Origin of the sequence: Sphingomonas sp. CARO-RG-8B-R24-01, from assembly GCF_022662295.1 — a bacterium.
Lineage (GTDB): Bacteria > Pseudomonadota > Alphaproteobacteria > Sphingomonadales > Sphingomonadaceae > Sphingomonas.
Map to the genome: position 1 here is coordinate 418,915 of NZ_JAKNQI010000001.1, position 16,356 is coordinate 435,270.

Here is a 16,356-nt window from a genome sequence, read left to right on the forward strand (position 1 = left end):
CCTCATTGTCCGGCAAGCGTGTTGAGCTGCAGGATCGGCAACAGGATGGATAGCACGATCGTCGCGACCACGCCCCCCATCAGGACGATGATGATCGGTTCGAGCAGCGACAAGGCGGTCGTCGTGAACCGGTCGAATTCGCGTTCGAGATAATCCGCCGCGCGCTCGAGCATGTCGTCGAGCTGCCCAGCAGTCTCACCGCTCGCCGCGAGATAGGTCAGCAGCGGCGGAAACACCCCCGTCCGCCGCATCGCCGCCGACAGGCTCCCGCCGCCGCGGATCGCCTCGACGATCTCGTCCGATGCCGCCTTCAGCCGCAGGTTGCGGATCGTGCCGCCGGTGAGCGCAAGCCCCTCGAGCAGCGGCAACCGGCTCGCCACCATCGTCGCGAGCGTCCGCGCCATCCGCGCGGCGTGCAGATCGCGAAACAGCCGCCCGATCAGCGGCACGCGCAGGATCCACGTATCGAAGCGCAGCTTGACCGCCGGGTTCTTGAGCGCGCGCCAGAACCCGATCCCGCCGAGCACGATCGCGAGCAGCAACGCCCACCAGTAACTGACCATGAAGTTCGAGACGCCCATCACGATCCGCGTCAGCAGCGGGAGTTGCTGCCCGACCGTATCGAACTGCTCGACCACCTGCGGCACGACGAACACCATCAGCGCGGTGACGACCGCCATCGCGACCACGGCGAGGACCGATGGGTACGCGAGCGTGGTGATGATCTGGCCGTTGATTTCGGCTTGGCGTTCGAGCAGCACCGAAAGCCGTTCGAGGATGACGGGCAACGACCCCGACGTTTCGCCCGCCGACACCATCGCGCGGTAGAGTGCGGGGAAGCTCTTGCCCTCGCGCGCCATCGCTTCGTGGAGACGGCGGCCCTCGACCACCCCGGCGTGGACCGAATCCACGATCGCGCGGACATGCTCCTGCTCGGTCTGGCGCGAGATCGTGCGCAACGACTGTTCGAGCGGCGACACCCGGTTGAGCGTCGCGAGCTGCCGCGTGAACAGCGTCAGTTGCTTGGTGCTCATCTTGCGGCTGCCGAGCCGGAACTCGGAGAACAACGGCTTGCCGCGCGTGGCGGCGGCGGCGCGGCCCGAGCCGGGCTCGACCTTGACCACGTAGAGCTTGCGCCGGTCGAGCAGTACGCGCGCATCCTCGATCGACGGCGCGGCAACCTGCCCGCGCGCCTCGCGGCCCTTGGTATCGATCGCAAGGTAATCGAAGTCAGGCACGCGTCACTCCCCTCCCTGAAAGGGAGGGGTTGGGGGTGGGTTGGCTTGAAGAGCGGACGGCTTCAGCCACGAGCCGACCCACCCCCGGCCCCTCCCTTCCAGGGAGGGGTGAAAGAAGGACCTCACTCACCAGCCACCTCCGGCAACGTCATCGGCGCTTCCGCATCCGCCATGTCGCGCCGCGAGATCCGTACCGCCTCTTCAGGCGTGGTCATCCCGTCGCGCACCAGTGCCCGCGCCGCACTCCCAAGGTTAGGCGAATGCAGGAACGCATGCCGCGCGATGATCGATTCATCCCCGCCGTCATTGATCAGCCGCCGCACGGTGTCATCGATCCGGATCGCCTCATAAACGCCGATCCGCCCCTTGAACCCCGTCCCTTGGCAATGCTCACATCCGACCGCCTCATAGACGATCGCGCCCGAATCGAACCCGAGCAACGCCGAGACCGACCCCGTAGCCTGCACCGGCCGCCGGCAATGCTCGCACAACCGCCGCACCAGCCGCTGCGCGATCACCGCGCGCAGCGTGGAGGCGAGCAGGAACGGCTCGACCTTCATGTCGCGCATCCGCGTGATCGCGCCGACCGCGTCGTTGGTGTGGACCGTCGACAGCACGAGATGCCCGGTCAGCGACGCTTGCACCGCGATCTCGGCGGTCTCGCGGTCGCGGATTTCGCCGACCATCACGACATCGGGATCCTGCCGCAGGATCGCGCGCAGCCCCGCCGCGAAGGTCAGCCCGACCTTGGCGTTGACCTGTGTCTGCCCGACGCCGTCCATCGCATATTCGACCGGATCCTCGACCGTCAGGATGTTGCGACTGCCGTCGTTGAGCAGCCGCATCGAGGCATAGAGTGTCGTCGTCTTGCCCGAGCCGGTCGGCCCGGTGACGAGGATGATCCCGTTCGGCTCGGTGATCGCTTCCTTGAGCAACTGGTTGATCGCGGGCGTCATCCCGAGCACGTCAAGCGTGATCCCGGCATTCTCCTTGTCGAGGATACGCAGCACGACCCGCTCACCCGCGCGGCTCGGCAGCGTTGAGACACGCACATCGAGCAGCTTGCCGCCCAGCGTCAGACCGATGCGCCCATCCTGCGGCACGCGCCGCTCGGCAATGTCGAGTCGGGCCATCACCTTGATGCGGCTGACGACGACGGGGGCGACATGCGGCGGCATTCTGAGCGTCTCGCGCAGCACGCCGTCGATCCGCATCCGCACGACAAGGCCGGTCTCATAGGGTTCGACGTGAATGTCCGACACGCCGTTGCGTGCGGCATCCGCGATGATGCCGTTGATCAACCGGATCGCGGGCGCATCGTCGGCGGTGTCGAGTAGGTCGTCCGCAGTCGGCAGGTCGCTCGCGAGCACGTCGAGTTCGTCGCCGAGGCCGAGCGTTCCGGCTGCCATCGCGGCGGCCTGGCCGTCCATCGCATAGGCTTCGGAGAGCAGGCGGTCGAATTCGGTCGGGGTGACGAAGCCGACGTCGAACGGGCGCGCGAGGTGGCGGCGGAGTTCGAGCAGCACCTTGGGGTCCGCGCCTTCGCGCATCGCGACCGCGAAGTGGCTGTCGGTGCCGGGGGCGAGGACGACGCCGAACCGGCGTGCGAAGGCGTAGGGGATGGTGACGTCGGGCATAATAAGCCCCTCCCCTTCAGGGGAGGGGTTGGGGGTGGGGGGTGTCTCACCGGGCCGAAGCTCTGCTGGACTGCCCCACCCCAACCCCTCCCCTGAAGGGGAGGGGCTTAGAGGAACTGTGCCACCCATCACTTGTCCCGCCTGCGAATGATCGTCGTCGTATTCCGCTGTACCGGCACCGCGATCCGCGGGTCGTCGATGTTGCCCAGCACCGGCGCGCTCGGGATCGGCGGGGCCGCCCCAAGATAGTCGCGCACCAGCTGGTCGATCGACGGCTCCGCCTGCGAATCCTGCAACCCCTGCTGGAGCCGGAGGTACCCATAGCGTTGCTCGGTCAGCCTACGGCTGTCCTCCGCCGTGCGCAGGATCGTCGGGCGGATGAAGATCATCAAATTGGTCTTGGTCCGCGATTTCGCCTTCGAGCGGAACAGGTTGCCGAGCCCCGGAATGTCGCCGAGCAGCGGGATCTTCTCGATCGTCCGCCGCTCGTTATCGTCGAGCAACCCGCTGATCACCGCGATGTCGCCATCGTCGACGGTGCGGACCGTCTCGACCTCGCGCTTATTGAGGATGAGGTCGCTGTTGCTGCTCGACACCGGCCCCGCGATCGAGCTCACTTCCAGCCGCAGGTTGAGCTTGACCGTCCCGCTCGAATTGACCTGCGGGCGGACCGTCAGCTCGATCCCGACATTCTCGCGCTGCGTCGTCTGGAACGCATTGTCGAAATTGGTCGACAGCGCCTTGCCCGTGGTGATCGGAATTTCCTGCCCGACCAGGCTGTGCGCCTCCTGATTGTCGAGCATCACGAGATGCGGGACCTGCAGCAGGTTCGACGTCGTGTCGCTCTTCACCGCGTTGATGATCGACGCGAAGATCGTGTCGCCGATCTTGCCGGTGAACCCGCCGAACCCGCCGCTCGCGCCCAGGATCGAGGACAGCGCGGATTGCGCGAGCGTGTCGCTGGTCGTGCTGTTGGTGCTGGTGGTGACGGTCGATCCGTTGATCGTCGTGGTGGTCGTGTTGAGCTGCCGCGCCGCGACCGCGCCCGCGATCGTCAAGAGGCTCGGCGCGGTATTCTGGAAGCTCGACGCCGCGAAGACGCCGCCCTTCAGGTTGGCGATCGCGAACTGCGCGCCGAGCTGGCTCGCGACCTGATCCGATACTTCGGCGACGATCGCCTCGACCAACACCTGCTCGCGCCGCGTGTCGAGCTGCCGCACGACTTCGGACAGCTGGCGTTGCACCTCGGCCGGGGCAGCGATGACGATCGCGTTCGCACCGACGAAGCGCGTGACGACTGCGGCGGTGCGCCCGCCCTGCGCGGTGATCGCGGCCTGGCTGGGAGTATTGCCCGACCCGCCCGTATCCTGCTGGACCGCGGGGGTATTTGCCTGCCGCTGGACCGAATTGTTGCCGTTGCTGCCGGTCTGCGTGTTGTTGCCGAAGTTCGACTGCGACAGCTGCTGGTTGGTGATCGGCGACGGCGTCTGCCCGACGAGCTGCTGCAACACCGGCAGCAACTGCTCGGCATCGGCGTTCTCGAGGAACAGCACCTTGATTTCGGTGCCGTTCTTGGCGCGCCGGTCGAGATCTTCCGCGACCCCTGCGAGCCGGGCGACCGTGGTCGCGTCGCCGCTGATCGCGACCGAGTTGGAGCTTTGCACCGCGACGACACTGGTGCCGTTGGCGCTCGGCGCGCTCGCCCCGGGCGCGCCGCTGCCGGCGCCGCCCCCGCTGCTGCCGCCCCCGCCCTGCCCCGCCAGCGATTGCAGCGCGGCCGCGATCTCCCGCGCGCCCGCGTTCTTGAGCGCGACGATCCGCGTCGTCGCGGTGTTGGTATCGATCCGCCGCAACACTTCGCGTACGCGCCGCACGTTGTCGGCGAAATCGACGATCACCAGGCTGTTGCCACCCCGGTTCGCCGTCACCGTGCCCTGCGGCGAGACAAGCCCGCGCACCGTATCCACCGCCGACTGCGCGTCGACCGAGCGCAGCCGCACGATCTCGGTGACGAAGCTGTTGCTCGCCGCCCCGCGCGAGCCGACCCGGCTCGGCTGCGACGCCGCGCTGTCGAGCGGCTGGATCCGGAAGCTGCCGTTGGTGGTCGGCACCGCGACCAGTCCGTTGGCACGCAGCGTGGACAGGAAAATCTCGAAATATTGCGACTTGCTGACCGGGTGATCCGTAACGACGGTCACCTTCCCCTGGACGCGGGCATCGATGATGAAGGTCCGCCCGGTCACGCGGGCGGCATCCGCGATGAACGCGCGAATGTCGGCATCGCGCACGTTCATCGTCTGTTGCGCGCTCGCCGCACCAGCGCTTGCGAGCGCCAGCGCCGAGGCCAGGACGGGTCGGAGAATCAGTCTGTTCATTGACCCGCAATCGTAAGGCTAAGGGGAACGACCTGTCCGCCGCGCTCGACCGACAGGGAAATGGTGCCGCCACGGGCAAGCTGCGGGCCGAGCCGATCGATATCGCCCTGCCCGCTGACCGGACGGCCGCCGACTTGCGTCACTATGTCGCCGTCGCGCAACCCCGCCGCACGGAACGCCGCGCCCGAGCCTTGCGACCGGACCGTCAGCCCACTGACCTTGCCCCCGTCGATCCGCGGAATGAAGCCGATGTCGCTGCGCAATTGGGCGGCAGTGATGCCCTGCGCGCCCGGCTGCGAGGACGGGGGTGGTGGCGGAGCTGCGCCACGCTGTGGCACCGTGCCGCCCCCCATCAGCGGCACGCCCGGCGGGGCGATCGCCGGCGCCGGGGCCTGCTCGGCCTGGGTCAGGAACAGATCCTCCGATCGGCCGCCCCGCTCGATCGCGACATGGTCGAACGCCACCGACTTGAGCGTCACGCCCGGGGAGATTTCCTGGCCCACGCCGATGCTCTGCTGCACGCCGTCGGGCCCGGCGATGATCGCCGATCCACCGCCCTGCGCCTCGTCGATTCGCGTGCCGTACAGCGTGAGCTGCAAGGTCGTCACCGCCGATGGTGCTGCCGCGTCCCCACCACTGGTGCGGAAGAACGGATCGAACCCGCGCAGGATCGCCTGGGCCGATCCAGGGATGGTTCCCTGCTCCGGGCGCCAGACGCCGACCGGGCCGACCGGCGTGACCACCGCATAGACCAGACGCGCCGACTGGACCGCGAGCACGGCGATCAAGGCGAGCTCCAGCCCGGTATAGACTGTCGTAACGGGAAGGCGTCGCAGAATCGCCCGCGCCCGCGCATCCAAAACCAACCGCATGCGGACATCTTCCCCGATCAAGGCCCTGCTAGGCGGCGAGTGTTACAGACCGGCGTCATCGCTGTGAACCTCATATGGCATGGACGCAGGCTGGAAAACACCCGACGAATTTGGCAGGAACGCCGCATGACAGATGCGCGCAACTACGGATCGGGGATGCCCGCGGACGCAATGGTTGCGCATTTGGTAACCCAGGCCGGCATCCAGCGGGTGCCCAGCCCGAAGCTGACGCTGTTCATCCGGCGCGGCTTCCTCGATGCGGCGACCTGCGCTGCACTGTGCACCGCGGTGGATGCGACGCGGCGACCGTCGACCCTGTCCGATACCAATGGCGACGCAAGTTTCCGGACGAGCGAGACCGGCGACCTCGATCCGCTCGACCCGCTGACGATCGATCTCAACGCCCGAATCGCCACGCTGACCGGGCTCGACCCCGTCTACGGAGAGCCGATTCAGGGGCAGCGCTATGCCGTCGGCCAGGAATTTAAGGCGCATACCGACTATTTCGAACCCGATGGCGTGGACTATCCGCGATACTGCGGGATCGCCGGCAACCGCACCTGGACCGTGATGATCTATCTCAACGAACCCGAAGCAGGCGGCGCGACGCGGTTCAAGGCGATCGACAAGATCGTCCAGCCCGAAACCGGCAAGCTGCTCGCATGGAACAACCGTCGCGCGGACGGGACGCTGAACCCCGCGACGCTGCACCATGGGATGAAGGTCCGCGCGGGGACCAAATATGTCATTACCAAATGGTTTCGCGAGCGGCCCTGGCGCTGACCCGGCGCCGCCCCGGCCCGGTCCGACCCGGCCCGGATGGAACTCTCGCGCTTGACCACGACACGATACGAAGGAACCCGCAACACCCGTTGGGTATCGCGGGTTCCTGGAAGTGGTGGGCGCGGCAGGGATTGAACCTGCGACCCCACCCGTGTGAAGGGTGTGCTCTACCACTGAGCTACGCGCCCGCTGCCGGCATCGCGCAGCGCGATCGGCAAAACGGAAGGGGGCGGCTCGACGCCGCCCCGTTGCTGCGTCTTTAATCCCGGCGGCGCGCGCTTTGCAAGCGTTGCTGCGGGAAAAAGACGGGAACTTAGTTGACCGAGTCCTTCAGGCCCTTGCCGGCCTTGAACTTCGGCTGCGATGAAGCCTTGATCGTCATCGGTTCGCCGGTCCGCGGGTTGCGACCGGTGGATGCCTTGCGCTTGCTGACCGAGAACGTCCCGAACCCGACCAGCCGTACCTCGTCCCCCGCCTTGAGCGCTGCCGACACGGCATCGAACACGGCTTCGACGGCCTTGCTTGCATCCCCTTTGGTCAGCCCCGACGTGTCGGCCACCGTTGCGATCAATTCTTGTTTGTTCATCGCCACCAAACCCCCGTTACAAAAAGAAAATTGATTCCCAGCCACAAAGCCGGTGGCGCAGTAAGGCGGGTATGGGGGGGGCTGTCAAAACAAAAAGCAAGAAACGCGGATGGCCGGCATCGCAAACCGGCCATTCAGGACAGCGAAGGAATCAATGATGCACTTCGCCGCCAACCGCTGCAACCCCAGCCGGAGGCTGTGCCGCGAGATCATCCGCTTCGCTCCATTCGATTGCCTCGAGCGGACCGGTCAACGCCAAACGCAAGACTTCATCGACGTGGGACACCGGAATGATCTTCAGACCATTCAGGATATTGGCAGGTATCTCTGCCAAGTCCTTTTCATTCTCTTGCGGGATCAGCACCGTGGTGATGCCGCCGCGCAGCGCCGCCAGCAGCTTCTCCTTCAGACCCCCGATCGGCAGCACCCGGCCACGCAGGGTCACTTCGCCGGTCATCGCGATGTCACGACGGACCGGCACGCCGGTCAGCGTCGAGACGATCGCGGTGACGATCCCGATGCCAGCCGAAGGACCATCCTTGGGTACCGCGCCCTCGGGCAGATGGATGTGGACGTCCTTGCGCGCGAACACGCTCGGCTTGATCCCGTAGGACGGCGAGCGCGCCTTGATGAAGCTGAACGCGGTCTCGATCGACTCCTTCATCACGTCGCCGAGCTTGCCCGTGATCTTGGCGACCCCGCGACCGGGTACCGTCACGCTTTCGATCGTCAGCAACTCGCCGCCGACCTCGGTCCACGCGAGGCCAGTGACCGCGCCGATCTGGTTTTCCTCTTCGCCGAGGCCATGGCGATACTTCTTCACGCCCGCGAAGTCGGCGAGGTTGTCCGCCGTGATCGTGATCGCGGTGTCCTTGTTCTCCAGGATCCGGCGCAATGCCTTGCGCGCGAGCTTGGCGATCTCCCGCTCCAGCGTGCGCACGCCCGCCTCGCGCGTGTAATATTGGATCAGCGCGCGCAGGCCCTCGGTGGTCAGCGTGAACTCGCCCGCCTTCAGGCCGTGGGCCTCGATCTGCTTGGCGATCAGGTGCCGCTCGGCGATCTCGACCTTCTCGTCCTCGGTATAGCCCTCCAGCCGGATGATCTCCATGCGGTCGAGCAACGCCTGGGGCAGGTTGAGCGAGTTGGCCGTCGTCACGAACATGATGTCCGACAGGTCGACGTCGATCTCGAGATAGTGGTCCTGGAACTTGGCATTCTGTTCGGGATCGAGCACCTCGAGCAGCGCCGATGCCGGATCGCCTCGGAAATCCTGGCCGAGCTTGTCGATCTCGTCGAGCAGGAACAGCGGGTTGCTGGTGCCGGCCTTCTTGAGGTTGGTGACGATCTTGCCCGGCAGCGAGCCGATGTAGGTGCGGCGATGCCCGCGGATCTCGGCTTCATCCCGCACGCCGCCCAGCGACTGGCGGATGAACTCGCGGCCGGTCGCCTTGGCGATCGACTTGCCGAGCGAGGTCTTGCCGACGCCCGGAGGGCCGACGAGGCACAGGATCGGCCCCTTCAGCTTGTTGGTGCGCGCCTGCACCGCGAGATATTCGATGATCCGGTCCTTGACCTTCTCGAGCGCATAATGGTCCTCGTCGAGCACCGCCTGCGCCGCCGAAATGTCCTTGCGGATCTTCGACTTCTTTCCCCACGGCAGGCCGAGCAGCACGTCGAGGTAATTGCGCACCACCGTGGCTTCCGCCGACATCGGCGCCATCGTCTTGAGCTTCTTGAGCTCCGCCGTCGCCTTGGTCCGCGCTTCCTTCGACAGCTTGAGCGTCGCGATCTTCTGGGTCAGCTCGGCGATCTCGTCGCCCTCGCCTTCCTCGCCCTCGTTGCCGAGCTCGCGCTGGATCGCCTTCAACTGCTCGTTGAGGTAATATTCGCGCTGAGTCTTCTCCATCTGGCGCTTGACCCGCGACTTGATCTTCTTCTCGACCTGCAGGACGCCGAGCTCGCCCTCCATGAAGGCGAACACCATCTCGAGCCGCTTCGCCGGGTCACGCTCGACCAGCAGCGCCTGCTTGTCCGAAACCTTGACCTGGATGTTCGCGGCGACCGCATCGGCGAGCTTGCTCGCGTCCTCGATCTCGCCGAGCTGCACCGCGGTCTCGGCGGGCAGCTTGCGGTTGAGCTTGGCATAATTCTCGAACTGGTCGACGACCGAGCGCATCAGTGCCGACACCTCGGTGTTCGCCACGACCGGCTCCTCCGGTTCGTCGTCGGCTTCGAGCATGTCGACCGTTGCCGACAGGAAGCCTTCGACCTCGGTCAGCTCGGACAGCGACGCGCGCCGCTTGCCCTCGACCAGCACGCGCACCGTTCCATCGGGCAGCTTGAGCAGCTGCAGCACGGTGGCGGTGACGCCGATGTCGTACAGATCATCCCGCGCGGGATCGTCCTGCGCCGGGTCGAGCTGCGCAACGAGGAAAATTTCCTTGTCGCCGGCCATCGCCGCTTCGAGCGCCGCTACCGACTTGTCCCGTCCGACGAACAGCGGAACGATCATGCTCGGGAATACGACGATGTCCCGCAGCGGCAGGACGGGATAGGAATGCGAGGCAGAGGCTTGCGTCATGGATACTCCGGGTCGCGCCAATCAAAGCGCGTTCTTCCTTTATATGGGGCTAATACCGCCGCCATCAATCGTCACGCGTTTTTGAGCGGCGCGCGAGCGTGGCACGCCATGCCGTTGCCGTCCGGCCGGGGCCGTTCCGCCCGCCCTCGCCCTGATGCCCGCGCGATGGGCCACGGCGGCCGAAGGCACGAAGGTAGGAATTGGATCTAGTTTGGGTCCATCCTCCGCGCAACGCGGGGCAAAGCTTCGCCGGGGGTTGCCGCCGCACGCGCGGCACCTTAGTCCTCAACGTAATACCACAATAATACCGAAGGACATGGATGATGCGACGTGCCGGCGAGTTCCGCACCGTTCCTGCGCTGTTGGCGGCCCTCGCCGGATGGACCTGCGCCCTCCCCTTCGCCGCTTCGGCCGAACCGGCGACGCTCCCCGCAATCTTCCCCGCCCCGGTGTCGATCGCGCTCGGCACGGGCACCGTCACGCTCGGCACGTCCGTCGGGCTGGTCGTGGCCGACGGCACCGGCCCGGAGACGATCGCCGCCGTTCGACAGATCCTCGAATCGGCCGGCGTGGAAACGGTCGCGACCGCCAGGCGCGTCCCGGCGCGGCTCGACCGCACCTATGTCATCCTCGGCACGGGCAAGGCGGCGGTCGTGCGCGCGGCGCTTGGCCGCAGCAACACGGTGCTCGACGGCCATGACGAGGGCTATACGATCACCAGCGCGGCCGGAAATGGCGGCGGGATCATCACGCTGGCGGGGCACGACGCGGACGGACTGTTCCATGCGGTCCAGACCCTGCGCCAGTTGGTGCGCCGCCCGACCCTTCCCGCGCTGGTGATCCAGGATCACCCGGCGATGCCGATCCGCGGAACGATCGAGGGCTTCTACGGCAAGCCCTGGTCGATGGCGGATCGCACGCAGCATCTCGACTTCCTCGCGACCGTCAAGGCGAACACCTACGTCTACAGTCCGAAGGACGACCCGTTCGCGCGCGATCGCTGGCGCGAGGCCTATCCCGCCGCGACCCTCGCGTCGCTCGGCACGTTGGTGGCGACCGCGCGCCGCAACCATGTCGACTTCGTCTATGCCGTTTCGCCGGGGCCATCGGTCTGCTTCTCCGATCCCGCCGATGCGCAGGCGCTCGAGCGCAAGTTCGCCGCGCTGCGCGGAATCGGCGTCCACCGCTTCTACGTCGCGCTCGACGATATCGAATATACCAAATGGAATTGCGATCGCGACAAGGCCGCATTCGGGCCGTCCGGGGCGGACGCCGCCGGCGTCGCGCAGGCGAAACTGCTGAATGCGGTGCAGGCCAACCTCGTCGCGACCGACCCGGCCTCGCATCCGCTGATCATGGTGCCGACCGAATATTACGACGCCAAGGAAACCCCCTACAAGGCGGCGTTGCGCAAGCATCTCGACCCCCGGGTCGTCGTGCAATGGACCGGAACCGACGTCGTCCCGCCCGCCATCTCGATCCCCGATGCGCGCACCGCGACCAAGGCGTTCGGGCGCAAGACGCTTTTGTGGGACAATTATCCGGTCAACGATTATGCCCAGACGACCGGCCGCCTGCTGCTTGCGCCCTATGCGCGGCGCGAGGCCGGGCTGTCGGCAGAGCTGACCGGCATCCTGTCCAACCCGATGAACCAGGAGGCACCAAGCCGAGTCGCGGTGACGGGCGTGGTCGCGTTCGGCTGGAACGACACGGCCTACGACCCGGAGCGGACGTGGCAGTTCTCGGCGCGCGCCCTTGCCGGGGGCGATGCCCGGGCGGAAGCCGCGCTGCTGACCTTCTTCGATACGCAGCACATGGCACCGACCTTCGGCAGCCAGCCGTGGCAGCCGCAAGCGCCGCGTCTCAAGGCGGCGCTGGATGCGGTGCGCGATACGATCGCGAACGGCGACGCGTCGGCGCGCCGGGCGGCCATCACGGACCTCTCGCGTCAGGCCGACGCGCTGGCGGATGCGTCCGACGTCATCCGATCGGGAACGGTCGATCCCGCCTTTGCCGAACAGGCCCGACCGTGGCTGGATGCGCTGCAACGCTGGGGGCGCGCGCTGCAACTGACGGCGGCGGGGCTCGATGCCGCCGACCACGGCAATCGCGCTGCCGCGCGGTATTTCGCCGATGCCAGGCGGATCGCCGCGGAAGCCGCCGGCATCCAGACGATCCCGGGCGCGACACGGTTCGACGGCCCGATCAAGATCGCCGATGGCGTGCTCGACCGATTCGTCGCCGATGCACCCACGCTGATCGCGGTTCGCTGAAGACCCGCCGAAGCGGGGATCGTCCTCCGGTCCCCCGCCGGCGCTAGACCATGGCGTGCCGCGCGGGACGACCGGTTCCTCAGCCGCTACACCCGCAACACATAGCCGACCCCCGGGATCGGCAGCGATGTGCCGGTCGATCCCAACCGCCCGTCCGCATCGATCGCCAATGTCGTCACCGTCTGCGCTTTCTCGTGCGCGACGACCAGCAGTCGATGATCCTCCAGCAACAGGAAGAAGCGCGGCGATGCGCCGTTGGTGGGCGCATGGTCGAGCAGCGTGGGCATCCCGTCCCGGTCGAGGGCGAAGACCGCCACGCTGTCATGGCCACGGTTCGAAACGTACAGCCGGTCCCCCGCGGCATTGAGCGCGATATGCGCGAGGATCGATTCACCCTGCCACCCCGGCGGCAGGGTCGACAGCGTCGCCACCGCCGCAAGTGTCCCGTCGTCGGCGCATTCCAGCACGGTCAGCGTGTTGGCCAGCTCGTTCGCCAGATAAGCGCGGCGCGGCAGATGCGGATGCAACAGCAGATGCCGTGGCCCCGACCCCGGCGGGGCGGCATAGGCGGTCCGCGGCACGCCGACGGCACCGTCACCGTCGATGGCAAAGCGCAGCACTTCGTCCGTCCCCAGATCGGTCTGGTAGAGCCGGCGTCCATCCGGACTGAACCCGACCCAATGCGCATGGGGGGCCTCCTGCCGGTGCGGATCGGGGCCCGAACCGGCGTTGGCGCGCACCTGCACGTCTCCGGCGGGAAGACCGGTTTGCGGATCGAGACGGACCAGCGACATGCTGCCGCTCGCGTAATTGGCGACCGCCAGACGGGTCTCGGTGCGATCCAGCGCGATGTGACACGGCGCCGCCCCGCCGATCTCCAGCGATGCGAGTCGCGCCCACCCTTGCGCCCCGTGCCGCAGCACGCCGACCCGTCCGATCGCGTCTTCGTCCACGACGTAATGGAGGTCGTGCCGATGGGAATAGATGCTGAACGCGCTGTTGGGCGCCTGGTCGAAGGCGGCGCCGGGGACCAGCCGTCCGTCCGCGAACAGGGCGACCGATTGCAGCCCGCGCCCCCCGCCGCCCCGGTAGGTGCCCGCGGCAAGATGCAGGACGGGCTGGGGTTCGGTCATCGTCAATCCTGTACGCAGCGGCGCAAAGCGCGGGACCGCGCGAGTATACCGCATCATGCGCTGCGGCGACCCCGTTCGCGCAGGGATTGCGGGAACACGACAGCCAGACGCGGCGCAACCGACCGCACAAAGCCACCAGCCTTTCGGCCGGTGGCTTCGAACGCCGGTCAACTGGGATCAGGCGAAACGGACGCTCGTCTTGACCGCGCCGCGACGGCGGGCGGCGAAGCCGATCATCCCGAAGCCGGCAAGCATCATCGCCCAGGTGCTCGGCTCGGGAACCGCGCCGGGGGTGAAGGACAGCTTCGACAGCGCCTGTGTCCAGCTGCGGCTCGTACCTTCGCCGTTGCTCCACACGATCGAGCCGATATCCGAACTCGACAGCGTATAGGAGGTACCGTTGAGCGGACCGGATGCGAGCAGCACCGCGCTCGGGGAGTAAACGCGATAGTTGTTCGCGCCGTTATACCCCTGATTGCTGAAGACGAAGCTGACGTCCGATACGGGCGTCGCGAACGTGGCGATCAGGCTGTCGGCGGTCGGGTACTCGCCCGCTTTCGGCGAATTGCTCAAACCCGCGCCGTAATAGGCAATCGTCGGGGCGCCCGAAGCGAGGCCGCCCGCCAACGAGAAGGTGACGCCAGGATATTGCGTGGTGACGGCGGTGCCGGATGCCAGCGCCGTGAAGTCGATCGTGACGGTCGCCGCGTCAGCCGCAGTCGCCGCGGCCGACAGCGCAATCGCGATTGCCGTGCCGGAGAGGATGTTGGTGAACTTCATGATATGCCCCTGTTGTGTACGCCCCTCGATCGACAATACCGCGTCCCGACTGGATCGGTTGATCGAGACCCTCCTCTCAGCACGCATCGTGCCAATTGGCTTTGCCAATTATTTGTGATTGTTTTTCAGCAAGATGCGCAGTTTTCCCGTTAACCATGACGAGCCCGGTGTAACCACCACCGTCCTTTCATCCTTAACGGCCGCCCCCTGCCCAGGCCCTCGTCGACACCGGCCTCGGACGTGCTTGCCGGCGTACCGCAACGCCCGCGTGCGCTCCCCCGAATTTGTGCTTATGATCGCGCGAGCCTCAGCTTTTCGCCGGGTCTTTCGCGTGGTTTTTCCGGTGGAGTTCGTCCCAGCATGATCGTGTCCCGCGTTGCGGCCCTGCTCGCCTGTGTGTCGTTGACGGCCGCGACTCTTCCTAGAAAGGGCGAGCCGCCGATCACCGCGCAGACACAAAAGTCCGGTGGCCCGATCGACCCAGACCAGGCGAAACTGACCTTCGCCGCGGCCGACCTGTCGTTCGAGGTGTTGCCCGAGACCCAAACGCTGCGCGGGATCGCGACGCTCGATTTCGCCGCACGTGCGCCGCTCGACCGGCTGGTGGTCGATCTCGACCGTAACCTGCCCGTCGACTCGATCGCGATCGACGGGACCGCCTTGCCGCGGGACTCCTGGACCAATCCACAAGGGCAGTTGCGGATCACCTTGCCCCACGCCGTCCCGACCGGGCGCCACCTGACCGCGCGGATCGTCTATGGCGGGCAGCCGCACGTCGCGGTCAATGCGCCGTGGGATTCGGGGATGGTGTGGTCGACGACCCCCGACGGCGCGACCTGGTTCGCGACGACGGCAGAGGGAATCGGCTGCGACCTGTTCTGGCCCTGCCTCGATTTTCCGACCGGCAAGCCGGGCGTGGTCACGCTGCACATCACCGTGCCACAGGGGTTGAAGGCCCCTTCCAACGGCGTCCTGCTCGGCACCGACGCGCTCCCCGATGGGCGGACTCGGTGGAACTGGCGGATCAAGCGCCCGGCGACCTATGGCATCGCGCTCAACGTCGGCCCGTATGAGGAACTGTCGGGCGTCTACCGGAGCCGCTACGGCAACACGATCCCGCTCTTCTACTGGTATCTTCCCGGCGAGGAGGCGCAGGCACGCGCGCTGTTCGCCGAATTCGCGCCGACGCTCGATTTCTACGAAAGCCAGGTCGGCCCGTATCCGTTCGGCGACGAAAAGGTCGGCGTGGTCGAGACCCCGCACAAGGGCATGGAGCACCAGACGATCAACGCCTACGGCAACGCCTATGCCAAGGCGCCGGAGGGGTTCGACTGGCTGTTCCAGCATGAATTCGGCCACGAATGGTTCGGCAACCAGCTGACCGCCGCCGATTGGGACGATTACTGGCTGCACGAGGGCTATACCGAATACATGCAGCCCTTTTACGGCCGCTGGCGCGAAGGCGCGGCGCGCTATGCGGTGATGATGGACGATCAGCGCAACCGGATCGCCAACCTGCGCCCGATCGTCTCGGGCAAACCGCGCACCGAGGAACAGGTCTATGAGGTCGCCAAGGGCGGCCCGGGTCAGGACATCTATTACAAGGGCGCGTGGATGCTCCACACGCTGCGCGGGCTGATCGGCGATCGTGCGTTTCGCGACGTGACGCGCCTCGCGGTCTATGGGCGGCTCGATCCGCGGCCGGGCAATTTCGTTCCGCGCTACGGCACCACTGACGAATATGAGCGATTCGTGCAGCGCGTGACGGGAAAGGACTATGGCTGGTTCTTCGACGTCTATCTGCGCCAGGCGGCCCTTCCCGACCTGATCGAGACGCGCACGCCCGCGCGCCTGACGCTGCGGTGGGACGCGCCGGGCGGACGCCCGTTCCCGCTTCCGGTCGAAGTTCAGGTCGGGCAACGGATCGTCCGCCTGCCGATGACCGCGGGGCTCGGCAGCATCGCCGTCCCACGCGGTGCGCATGTCGTGGTGGATCCCGCCGCGCGCGTGCTGCGCCGCTCGATCGCGGTCGAGCAGTATCAGGCGTGGCGCGACGCGCAGGCGCACAAGAAGGCGGCCGCGCCCGCCAAGGATTGAC

The 16,356-nt window shown here is 66.8% G+C and carries 11 protein-coding genes and 1 tRNA gene; 3 read left to right on the top strand and 9 right to left on the bottom strand.

What is annotated here, in order from left to right:
* Positions 1-2: 2 nt before the first annotated feature.
* From gspF to L8G49_RS01970, 4 genes are all read right to left on the bottom strand, one after another.
* Positions 3-1,238: a type II secretion system inner membrane protein GspF gene (gspF, locus tag L8G49_RS01955; protein ID WP_242182114.1), complete on the bottom strand. Its 1,236-nt coding sequence runs from the start codon at positions 1,236-1,238 to the stop codon at positions 3-5.
* A 122-nt stretch (positions 1,239-1,360) separates the two neighbouring features.
* Positions 1,361-2,875 (bottom strand): ATPase, T2SS/T4P/T4SS family, encoded by a 1,515-nt coding sequence (locus tag L8G49_RS01960; protein ID WP_242182116.1) that lies wholly within the window; start codon positions 2,873-2,875, stop codon positions 1,361-1,363.
* A 128-nt stretch (positions 2,876-3,003) separates the two neighbouring features.
* Positions 3,004-5,250: a type II secretion system secretin GspD gene (gspD, locus tag L8G49_RS01965; RefSeq protein WP_242137286.1), complete on the bottom strand. Its 2,247-nt coding sequence runs from the start codon at positions 5,248-5,250 to the stop codon at positions 3,004-3,006.
* A complete protein-coding gene (locus L8G49_RS01970; RefSeq protein ID WP_242182119.1) occupies positions 5,247-6,122 on the bottom strand; it encodes a type II secretion system protein N in 876 nt (291 codons plus the stop codon). Before L8G49_RS01970 ends, gspD begins: the two co-directional genes overlap by 4 nt.
* 126 nt (positions 6,123-6,248) lie before the next feature.
* Here L8G49_RS01970 and L8G49_RS01975 point away from each other — a divergent pair, with 126 nt between their 5' ends.
* Entirely contained in the window at positions 6,249-6,905 is a 657-nt protein-coding gene (locus L8G49_RS01975) for a 2OG-Fe(II) oxygenase (protein WP_242182121.1), read from the top strand.
* Between the two features lie 113 nt (positions 6,906-7,018).
* Here the strand turns inward: L8G49_RS01975 and L8G49_RS01980 are convergent.
* The 3 genes from L8G49_RS01980 to lon all read right to left on the bottom strand — a co-directional run bounded on the left by L8G49_RS01980 (position 7,019) and on the right by lon (position 10,072).
* Positions 7,019-7,093, bottom strand: a tRNA-Val gene (locus L8G49_RS01980).
* Positions 7,094-7,218: 125 nt separating this feature from the next.
* Positions 7,219-7,491 (bottom strand): HU family DNA-binding protein, encoded by a 273-nt coding sequence (locus L8G49_RS01985; RefSeq protein WP_010164287.1) that lies wholly within the window; start codon positions 7,489-7,491, stop codon positions 7,219-7,221.
* Between the two features lie 151 nt (positions 7,492-7,642).
* Positions 7,643-10,072: an endopeptidase La gene (gene lon, locus L8G49_RS01990; RefSeq protein ID WP_242182123.1), complete on the bottom strand. Its 2,430-nt coding sequence runs from the start codon at positions 10,070-10,072 to the stop codon at positions 7,643-7,645.
* Positions 10,073-10,392: 320 nt separating this feature from the next.
* Here lon and L8G49_RS01995 point away from each other — a divergent pair, with 320 nt between their 5' ends.
* On the top strand, positions 10,393-12,345 hold the full coding sequence (locus L8G49_RS01995; RefSeq protein ID WP_242182125.1) for a beta-N-acetylglucosaminidase domain-containing protein: 1,953 nt from the start codon (positions 10,393-10,395) through the stop codon (positions 12,343-12,345).
* Positions 12,346-12,431: 86 nt separating this feature from the next.
* Here the strand turns inward: L8G49_RS01995 and L8G49_RS02000 are convergent, their stop codons facing one another.
* Together L8G49_RS02000 and L8G49_RS02005 are read right to left on the bottom strand one after the other, a co-directional pair.
* Positions 12,432-13,478 carry a lactonase family protein gene (locus L8G49_RS02000; protein ID WP_242182127.1) on the bottom strand — a complete coding sequence of 349 codons (1,047 nt, stop codon included), beginning with the start codon at positions 13,476-13,478 and terminating at the stop codon, positions 12,432-12,434.
* Between the two features lie 177 nt (positions 13,479-13,655).
* Positions 13,656-14,258 (bottom strand): PEPxxWA-CTERM sorting domain-containing protein, encoded by a 603-nt coding sequence (locus tag L8G49_RS02005; protein ID WP_242182129.1) that lies wholly within the window; start codon positions 14,256-14,258, stop codon positions 13,656-13,658.
* Positions 14,259-14,618: 360 nt separating this feature from the next.
* Between L8G49_RS02005 and L8G49_RS02010 the strand changes: the two genes are divergently transcribed.
* Complete coding sequence (locus tag L8G49_RS02010; protein ID WP_242182132.1) at positions 14,619-16,355, top strand: M1 family metallopeptidase; 1,737 nt, start codon at positions 14,619-14,621, stop codon at positions 16,353-16,355.
* Position 16,356: the final 1 nt, after the last annotated feature.

Coding starts and splice junctions, on each gene's coding strand:
- L8G49_RS01960 (WP_242182116.1), bottom strand. CDS start 2,875: ATGCCCGACGTCACCATCCCCTACGCCTTCGCACGCCGGTTCGGCGTC.
- gspD (WP_242137286.1), bottom strand. CDS start 5,250: ATGAACAGACTGATTCTCCGACCCGTCCTGGCCTCGGCGCTGGCGCTC.
- L8G49_RS01970 (WP_242182119.1), bottom strand. CDS start 6,122: ATGCGGTTGGTTTTGGATGCGCGGGCGCGGGCGATTCTGCGACGCCTT.
- L8G49_RS01975 (WP_242182121.1), top strand. CDS start 6,249: ATGACAGATGCGCGCAACTACGGATCGGGGATGCCCGCGGACGCAATG.
- L8G49_RS01985 (WP_010164287.1), bottom strand. CDS start 7,491: ATGAACAAACAAGAATTGATCGCAACGGTGGCCGACACGTCGGGGCTG.
- lon (WP_242182123.1), bottom strand. CDS start 10,072: ATGACGCAAGCCTCTGCCTCGCATTCCTATCCCGTCCTGCCGCTGCGG.
- L8G49_RS01995 (WP_242182125.1), top strand. CDS start 10,393: ATGATGCGACGTGCCGGCGAGTTCCGCACCGTTCCTGCGCTGTTGGCG.
- L8G49_RS02000 (WP_242182127.1), bottom strand. CDS start 13,478: ATGACCGAACCCCAGCCCGTCCTGCATCTTGCCGCGGGCACCTACCGG.
- L8G49_RS02005 (WP_242182129.1), bottom strand. CDS start 14,258: ATGAAGTTCACCAACATCCTCTCCGGCACGGCAATCGCGATTGCGCTG.
- L8G49_RS02010 (WP_242182132.1), top strand. CDS start 14,619: ATGATCGTGTCCCGCGTTGCGGCCCTGCTCGCCTGTGTGTCGTTGACG.